Annotated in this window: 7 protein-coding genes and 1 pseudogene; 4 read left to right on the top strand and 4 right to left on the bottom strand. The window is 71.6% G+C overall.

Translation table 11 applies throughout. The annotated features are described in order from the left end of the window. Positions 1 to 2,857, top strand: a 2,857-nt coding sequence (locus tag FFS10_RS22280; protein ID WP_137896790.1) for a phosphoenolpyruvate carboxylase, incomplete at its 5' end; no start/stop codon positions are given. Positions 2,858 to 2,876: 19 nt separating this feature from the next. Here the strand turns inward: FFS10_RS22280 and FFS10_RS22275 are convergent. Together FFS10_RS22275 and FFS10_RS22270 are read right to left on the bottom strand one after the other, a co-directional pair. Beyond that, entirely contained in the window at positions 2,877 to 3,620 is a 744-nt protein-coding gene (locus tag FFS10_RS22275) for a LytR/AlgR family response regulator transcription factor (protein WP_137896789.1), read from the bottom strand. Between the two features lie 3 nt (positions 3,621 to 3,623). Beyond that, a complete protein-coding gene (locus FFS10_RS22270; RefSeq protein WP_137896788.1) occupies positions 3,624 to 4,667 on the bottom strand; it encodes a sensor histidine kinase in 1,044 nt (347 codons plus the stop codon). 101 nt (positions 4,668 to 4,768) lie between these two features. On the opposite strand from FFS10_RS22270, the gene argH reads away from it, so the two are divergent. Continuing rightward, positions 4,769 to 6,202, top strand: coding sequence for an argininosuccinate lyase (gene argH, locus FFS10_RS22265; RefSeq protein WP_137896787.1), 1,434 nt, complete (start codon positions 4,769 to 4,771; stop codon positions 6,200 to 6,202). 28 nt (positions 6,203 to 6,230) lie between these two features. Here argH and FFS10_RS22260 read toward each other — a convergent pair whose 3' ends face one another. Beyond that, positions 6,231 to 6,785, bottom strand: a complete 555-nt coding sequence (locus tag FFS10_RS22260; protein WP_137896786.1) for a DUF3455 domain-containing protein — start codon at positions 6,783 to 6,785, stop codon at positions 6,231 to 6,233. Positions 6,786 to 6,804: 19 nt separating this feature from the next. Beyond that, entirely contained in the window at positions 6,805 to 7,176 is a 372-nt protein-coding gene (locus FFS10_RS22255; protein WP_137896785.1) for a ferritin-like domain-containing protein, read from the bottom strand. Here FFS10_RS22255 and FFS10_RS22250 point away from each other — a divergent pair. Both FFS10_RS22250 and FFS10_RS22245 read left to right on the top strand, forming a co-directional pair. Beyond that, positions 7,166 to 7,525: pseudogene (locus FFS10_RS22250) on the top strand (RNA polymerase sigma factor); the annotation flags it as partial. The gene FFS10_RS22255 and the pseudogene FFS10_RS22250 overlap by 11 nt on opposite strands. A 12-nt stretch (positions 7,526 to 7,537) precedes the next feature. Then, the gene (locus FFS10_RS22245) at positions 7,538 to 8,302 is read left to right on the top strand and encodes an anti-sigma factor (RefSeq protein ID WP_137896783.1); all 765 of its coding nucleotides are present in this window, start codon (positions 7,538 to 7,540) and stop codon (positions 8,300 to 8,302) included. Positions 8,303 to 8,411: the final 109 nt, after the last annotated feature.

Here is an 8,411-nt window from a genome sequence, read left to right as displayed (position 1 = left end):
CCCGCTGGTGGAGGACATCCGCCTGCTCGGCCGCATCCTGGGGGACGTGATCCGCGAACAGGAGGGCGCGCCGGCCTACGAGCTGATCGAGCAGATCCGCAAGCTCTCGGTGTCCTTCCGGCGCGACGCCGACCACGAGGCCGACAAGGCGCTCAAGAAGCTGCTCAAGGGCCTGTCGAGCGAGCAGGCGGTGAGCGTGATCCGCGCCTTCACCTACTTCAGCCACCTGGCCAACCTGGCCGAGGACCGCCACCACATCCGCCGCCGCGCCCTCCACGAGCGCGCCGGCAACACCCAGGAAGGCAGCATCGAGGTCGCCCTGTCGCGGCTGCGCTGGGCCGGCATCACGCCCAAGACGATCTCCCAGACCCTGGCGCACAGCTACGTCGCGCCGGTGCTCACGGCCCACCCCACCGAGGTGCAGCGCAAGAGCATCCTGGACGCCGAGCGCGACATCGCCAAGCTGCTGACCGAGCGCGACGAGATCAAGGCCCGCGCCGCCGCGGTGAACGCCGCGCGCGACGCCCTGACCCCGCGTGAGCTCGCGGCCAACGAGGCCCAGATCCGCGCCCGCGTGATGCAGCTGTGGCAGACCCGGCTGCTGCGCTTCACCAAGCTCACGGTGGCCGACGAGATCGAGAACGCCCTGTCCTACTACGAGGCCACCTTCCTGCGCGAGATCCCCAAGCTCTACGCGGCGCTGGAGCAGGAGCTTTCCGGCCAGCCTGTGGCCAGCTTCCTGCGCATGGGCCAGTGGATAGGCGGCGACCGCGACGGCAACCCCAACGTCAGCGCCCAGACCCTGGACTACGCACTGCGCCGCCAGGCCGAGGTGGCGCTGCGCCACTACCTGACCGAGGTCCACTTTCTTGGCAGCGAGCTTTCGCTGTCGGCGATGCTGGTGCAGGTCTCGCCCGACATGCAGGCGCTGGCCGAGCGCTCGCCCGACCGCAACGAGCACCGCCAGGACGAGCCCTACCGCCGCGCCCTGACCGGCATCTACGCGCGCCTGGCCGCCACGCTCAAGGAGCTGACCGGCGGCGAGGCCGCGCGCCATGCGGTCGCGCCGCAGAACCCCTACGACCGGGCCGAGGACTTCCTGGCCGACCTGCGCGTGATCGAGGCCTCGCTGCGCACGCACCACGGCGAGGCCCTGGCCAGCCAGCGCCTGCACCCGCTGATCCGCGCCGTCGAGGTGTTCGGCTTCCACCTGGCGACGGTGGACCTGCGCCAGAGCTCGGACCAGCACGAGGCCGTGGTGGCCGAGCTGCTGGCCACGGCCCGCGTCGAGCCGGCCTACGCACGCCTGGACGAGGACGCCAAGCGCGCCGTGCTGCTGCGCCTGCTGAACGATGCGCGGCCGCTGCGCGTGCTCGGCGCGGCCTATTCCGAGCACACGCTCGGCGAACTCGCCATCTTCGAGACCGCCAAGCGCATGCGCGAGAGCTTCGGCGCCCAGGCCATACGCCACTACATCATCAGCCACACCGAGACCGTGAGCGACCTGCTCGAGGTGCTGCTGCTGCAAAAGGAAGTGGGGCTGATGACCGGCACGCTGGACAGCGACGAGGCCCGCAACGAGCTGATCGTCGTGCCGCTGTTCGAGACCATCGAGGACTTGGCGCAGTCCGCGCCCATCATGCGCGCCTTCTACGCCCTGCCCGGCGTGGCGCAGTTGGTGCAGCGCAGCGGCGCCGAGCAGGACATCATGCTCGGCTACTCCGACAGCAACAAGGACGGTGGCATCTTCACCAGCAACTGGGAGCTGTACCGCGCCGAGATCGCGCTGGTCGAGCTGTTCGACGAACTGTCCAGCCGCGGCTTGAGCGCCGCCGGGCCGTCCCAAGGCGCGAAGGCCCCCTCGGGGGGCAGCGAGGACACGCGAGTGCCGAGCGTGGGGGCCACACCGATTCAATTGAGGATGTTCCACGGCCGCGGCGGCACCGTGGGCCGCGGCGGCGGCCCGAGCTACCAGGCCATCCTGGCCCAGCCGCCGGGCACGGTGCGCGGCCAGATCCGCCTGACCGAGCAGGGCGAGGTGATAGGCTCCAAATACGCCAACCCCGAGATCGGCCGGCGCAACCTCGAGACCCTGGTCGCCGCGACGCTGGAGGCCACGCTGCTGCAGCCGACCAAGCCGGCGACCAAGGCCTTCCTCGACGCTGCGGCCGAGCTCTCCCAGGCCAGCATGGCGGCCTACCGCAGCCTGGTCTACGAGACGCCGGGCTTCACCGACTACTTCTTCAGCGCCACGCCGATCCGCGAAATCGCCGAGCTCAACATCGGCTCGCGCCCGGCCTCGCGCAAGGCCACGCAGCGCATCGAGGACCTGCGCGCCATCCCCTGGGGCTTCAGCTGGGGCCAGTGCCGCCTGACGCTGCCGGGCTGGTTCGGCTTCGGCTCGGCGGTGGCGGCCTTCCTCGAGCGCCCCACGCCGGCGGCGCGCAAGGAGGCGCTGGCCCTGCTGCAGAAGATGTACCGCCAGTGGCCGTTCTTCCGCACCCTGCTGTCCAACATGGACATGGTGCTGGCCAAGAGCGACCTGGCCCTGGCCTCGCGCTACAGCGAGCTGGTGGGCGAGGCGCGGCTGCGCAAGAAGGTGTTCGCGACCATCGAGGCCGAGTGGCAGCGCACGGCCGACGCCCTGGCCCAGATCACCGGCGAGAAGCAGCGCCTGGCCAACAACCCGGCGCTGGCGCGCAGCATACGCCACCGCTTCCCCTACATCGACCCGCTGCACCACCTGCAGGTCGAGCTGGTGCGGCGCTACCGCCAGGGCCTGGCCGACGAGCGCGTGCGCCGCGGCATCCACATCTCGATCAACGGCATCGCGGCCGGGCTGCGCAACACGGGCTGAGCACGGCGCGGCGGCAGACTCAGCCGCCCGCGATCGCCTCGCGCACCGCCGCCAGCTGGCGCCGCGACACGGCCAGCAGCTCGGCTATGCCGTCCAGGCGCACCGCCCAGCCCTCGCCCTCCTCGGGGTCGTGGTGCTTCTCGAGCGCGCGCAGGGCGCTGCGCGCCACCAGGGCGTTGCGGTGGATGCGCATGAAGCGCTCGCCATAGCGCTCCTCGAGCTCGCTCAGCGCGCCCTCCAGCAAATGGCTGCGGCGCGCGGTGCGCACCGTGACGTACTTGAGCTCGGCCTTGAAGTAGAGCACCTCGGCCAGCGGCACGCGCTCGGTGCGGCCGCGCTCCTGGATCACCAGGCAATCCTGGGACGGTGCGGCCGCGGGCACCGGCTCCATCGGCACCAGGCGCGCCGCCTTGCCCAGGGCCGCCTGCAGGCGCTCCAGCCGCACCGGCTTGGTCAGGTAGTCGACCGCGTCGAGCTCGAAGGCGCGCAGCGCATGGCCGGCATGGGCCGTGACGAACACCGTGGCCGGCGGATGGGGCAGGCGGCGCAGCGCGTCGGCCAGCGCCAGGCCGTCGCTGCCCGGCATGTGGATGTCCAGCAGGGCCAGGTCGAAGCGCTCGCGCTGCAGCCAGGCGATCGCCTCGGCCGCGTTGGCGGCCTCGCCGCCCAGCGCCGCGGCGGGCGAGCGGCATTCGGCCAGCAGCCGGCGCAGGCGGCTGCGGGCCAGGGCTTCGTCGTCGACGATCAGGACCTTGAGCGCCATGCCTCAGCCTCCCTGCAAGGGAATCTCGATGCGCACCTGGTAGACGCCGTCGACCAGGGCGGTACGGAAGCTGCCCTGCAGGTCGTGCAGCAGGCTCAGCCGGTCGCGCACATTGTCCAGCGCCAGGCCGTGGCCGCCGCGGCCCTGGCCGGCCGGCACGGTGTTAGTGACCTTGATCACCACCTGGTCGCCGCGCCGCTGGGTCGAGATGCGCAGCTGCGCGCCGGTCTCGCTGGGCTCCACGCCGTGCCGCACCGCATTCTCCAGCAGCGGCTGCAGCAGCAGCGGCGGCAGGCGGGCCGCGCCGGCGCCCTCGTCGAGCGACCATTCCACGCGCAGGCGCTCGCCAAAGCGCGCCTGCTCGATCTCCAGGTAGCGGCGCGCCAGCGTGATCTCGTCGGCCAGCGTGGCCGACTCGCCCGGCTCCATCAGCGCATGGCGGAACAGCTCGCTGAGGTCCTCCAGGATGGCCTCGGCCCGGGCCGGCTCCTCGCGCACCAGGGCCATGGCGGTATTGAGCGTGTTGAACAGGAAATGCGGGCGTATGCGCGACTGCAGCTCGGACAAACGCGCCGCCGTCGCCGCCGGGGCGCGCCCCTTGAGGCGCCAGACCAGGGCCTCGACCAGCAGGGCCGACATCAGGGCGCCGGCGCAGGCGCTGGCCAGCCAGGGCGGCGCGGCCAGCAGGCCGGTCAGCGACAGCAGGCCGCAGCCGTAGAGCCCGGCCAGCGCGCCCAGGCCCACGCCGGCCGCGCGCTGCAGGCGCTGCGGCCAGCGCGCCAGCACGCGCTTGAGACCGCAGGCCGCGAGCAGCCAGACCAGGGTGGCCGACAGGGCGCCCGCCGTCAGCAGCGACAGCCGCCCCAGCCAGTCGGCCAGGCCCAGCGCGCCGAACAGGGCGCCCACCGCCACCACGGCCTCGACGAACAGCACGGCGCGCAGCGTCACGCCCAGCTGGCAGGCGTCGAACAGCGGCGCAGCCGGGGACAAGGACGCACGCGGCCGGGGGCGTTCCTCGAAGCTCGATAAAATTTGCGAATCTTTCATCCGGTCATCAGCGGGGCTTGGGGTTTTGGCCCTGGCGCCATTATTGGTGATCCGCCGCTGCAACCCCAACCTGCGGCCCGGTTTCCGGGCCCGCCCAAGCCATGTCCAAGAACCAACTCGACAAGAAATCCGAAGCCTGGTCGGCCCTGTTTTCCGAACCCATGAGCGAGCTGGTCAAGCGCTACACGGCCAGTGTGTTCTTCGACAAGCGCCTTTGGCAGGCCGACATCCAGGGCAGCCTGGCGCATGCCGAGATGCTGGCCGCGCAGGGCATCATCGCGCAAGCCGACCACGCCGCCATCCAGAAGGGCATGGCGCAGATCACGCAGGAAATCGAATCCGGCGCCTTCGAGTGGAAGCTCGATCTGGAAGACGTGCACCTGAACATCGAGGCGCGCCTGACCCAGCTGGTCGGCGACGCCGGCAAGCGCCTGCACACCGGGCGCAGCCGCAACGACCAGGTGGCCACCGACGTGCGCCTGTGGCTGCGCGGCGAGATCGACCTGATAGACGGCCTGCTCAAGGAGCTGCAGACCGCCCTGGTCGACGTGGCCGAGCGCCATGTCGAGGTCATACTGCCCGGCTTCACCCACCTGCAGGTGGCGCAGCCGGTCAGCTTCGGCCACCACCTGCTGGCCTATGTGGAGATGTTCGCGCGCGACGCCGAGCGCCTGGCCGACGTGCGCCGGCGCACCAACCGCCTGCCCCTGGGCTCGGCCGCGCTGGCCGGCACCACCTACCCGCTGGACCGCGAGCGTGTGGCGAATACCCTGGGCATGGAGGGCGTGTGCCAGAACAGCCTGGACGGCGTGAGCGACCGCGACTTCGCGATCGAGTTCAGCGCCGCCGCCAGCCTGTGCATGGTGCACATCAGCCGCTTCTCCGAGGAGCTGATCCTCTGGATGAGCCAGAACTTCGGCTTCATCAAGATCGCCGACCGCTTCACCACCGGCAGCTCCATCATGCCGCAGAAGAAGAACCCCGACGTGCCTGAGCTCGCGCGCGGCAAGACCGGCCGCGTGGTCGGCCACCTGATGGGCCTGATCACGCTGATGAAGGGCCAGCCCCTGGCCTACAACAAGGACAACCAGGAAGACAAGGAGCCGCTGTTCGACACCGCGGACACCTTGAAGGACACGCTGCGCATCTTCGTCGAGATGGTCGGCGGCCAGCCCGACCCCGCCACCGGCCAGAAGGAAGGCGGCATCACGGTGAACGCCCAGGCAATGGAGCAGGCCGCCTCGCGCGGCTATGCCACCGCGACCGACCTGGCCGACTACCTGGTGAAGAAGGGCCTGCCCTTCCGCGACGCGCACGAAACCGTGGCCCACGCGGTCAAGGCCGCGGTCTCGCACAACTGCGACCTGTCCGAGCTGCCGCTGGCCGTGCTGCAGCAGTTCAACCCCTCGATCGAGAAAGACGTCTACGACGTGCTGAGCCTGCGCGGCAGCCTGGACGCGCGCAACACCCTGGGCGGCACGGCCCCGGTCCAGGTGCGCGCGCAGATCGCGCGGCACCGCGCGCGGCTGGTCTGAGCCTGAGCCGCGCCCGGCGCGCGCGGTCTCAGGCGGCGCGCCAGAAGATGTAGTCCGCCTGGTACCTGACCACGGTCTTCTGCCCCGCCTTCTCCGCACCGCAGGCCTCGGCGGGCGCCACGCCGCCACGCGTGGCCAGGCGCTGGATGTAGGTCACGCCCTGCATGGCACCGCTGCCCATGGCCGGGTTCGCCTTGACCAGCTGCAGCGGCAAATGGCCTTCGCCTGCGGGGGCCACCGCCTGCTGCACGCCCGTCACGCGCGAGCCGTCCAGGCTCTCCCAGGTCGCGGGCGGGCCGTAGTAGCGGCCCACGCGCTGGCCGCCGCGCGCCGTCAGCGTCGCCTCCGGTCCGACGAACACCCACTCGAACTGGCCCGGCCGATCCCGGCTGGCGCGGCACTCGTAGCTGACCTCGCCCGCGCCCACCGTCTCCATCGCGACCCGGTGGCCGTCAGGCACGCGGACGGCGTCGGGCAGTCCGGCCTGCGCCTGGGCGTTCATGGCCATGCCCCCACCGCCCTGGCTGGCGCAGCCCGACAGGACGACGGCACCCAGCAGGGCCGTGGCAATGTGCTGTTGCATGCTGCGTTCCCCTCGCGCTTCAGGCACCGAAGGACAGGGCGCCCGCCGGCAGGGCACGGCCCAGGGCCTGGGTCAGCACGGTGTAGTGCAGGGTCTCGTCGGCGGCCAGGCTCAGCACGTCGGCCTGGCTCTTGAGCGTGTCGGCCTTGAGCGCCTTCGCATAGTCGTCCGGCTTCATCTCGGCCATGGGGTTGCCGCCGAGCTTGCGTATGGTGGCGACCAGGGCGTCGCGGTGCGCCTTGTGGTGGCCCTGGAACTGCAGGGCCAGGTCCAGCACCGGCTTTTGCAGCAGGCCGCTGCCCGCGCCGAGCTGGTAGGCGTTGATGGCCTCGTGCTCCAGGCCCAGGGCCACGTTGAGAATGCCCACGTCCTTGGCGGCATCGCCGCCCATGGCCTGGCTGGGCCTGATCGTGCGCAGCCGGGCCCTGGACCATCTGCGCCGGCGCGCGAGCGAGCGCGAAGCCCTGACCCAGCCGCTGGACGGCCCGCTGTCGGACAGCCTGGCCAGCGACGCGCCCAACCCCATGGACACGGCCCAGGCCGGCGAGCAGGCCTGGGCCCTGCACCAGTGCCTGCGCCAGCTCGAGTCGCGCCAGCGCGAGGTGCTGAGCCTGGCCTATCTGCGCGACCTCAGCCACAGCGAGCTGGCAGCGCAGCTCAGGCTGCCGCTGGGCACCGTGAAGACCTGGATCCGGCGCGGGCTGGACCAGTTGCGCGCCTGCATGGCGCGCTTTGCCTGAGGGGTGGGCATCATGAACCTGATCGGCCACCCCGAACTGCTGGACCGGCTGGCCAGCGCCTACGCCTTGGGCACCCTGCGCGGCGGCGCGCGCCGCCGCTTCGAGGCCCTGGCGCGCGAGCAAGCCCCGGTGCGCGCGGCCGCCCTGGTCTGGCAATCGCGCCTGGCCAGCCTCAACGAATTGCAGCCCGAGGTGGCGCCCGACCCGGTGGTCTGGCAGCGCATCGCCAGGCGGCTGCAGGCCGACCGTGAGGCCCCAGTGTCGCGCTCCCGCCCAGCGGGCATTGCGGACTGGCTGCGCAGCCTTTGGCTGTGGCGCGGCGCTGCGGCCGCCGGCGCGCTGGCCAGCGTGGTGGCCCTGGTGGCAGGCCTGAACCTGCGCGAGCAGCTGGGCGGCCAGGTCCGAGAACTGCAGGCCCGGCTGCTGGCCAGCCCGCAGATCGCCTACGTGGCGGTGCTGGCCGACGAGCAGGCGGCGCCCGCCATGCTGGCCACCTATGACCCGCGCCAGGGCCGGCTCACGCTGCAGCGCGTGAACGCCTACCGCGAGGCCGCCGACCGTTCGCTGCAGCTGTGGGCCTTGCCGCCTTCGGGCGCGCCGCGCTCGCTGGGCGTGCTCGGCCCGGATGCGGTGCTGCGCCTGCCTTCAGCGGAGGACGAGGTGCGCAATGCGTCGGCGCTGGCCGTCAGCCTGGAGCCCCAGGGCGGCGTGCCCAGCGAGCGCGGGCCGACCGGCCCGGTGCTGTTCAAGGGCGCCCTGATACGCAAGGCGCTCTGAGAGGGTGTAGACGAAAACAACATCTCGCGCGTTATGCTCTGATCGAAGCATGCGGACACGAGGTGGCAGATGGTGAAGAAGGCGCGAGGCGAGCAGCCGGGACGTCCGG

The sequence above is a fragment of the Ramlibacter sp. 2FC genome (assembly GCF_005503345.1).
Classification (GTDB): domain Bacteria; phylum Pseudomonadota; class Gammaproteobacteria; order Burkholderiales; family Burkholderiaceae_C; genus SCMQ01.
The sequence above is the reverse complement of the archived record's forward strand: the minus strand, read 5'-3'. Positions and strand labels throughout refer to the sequence as shown.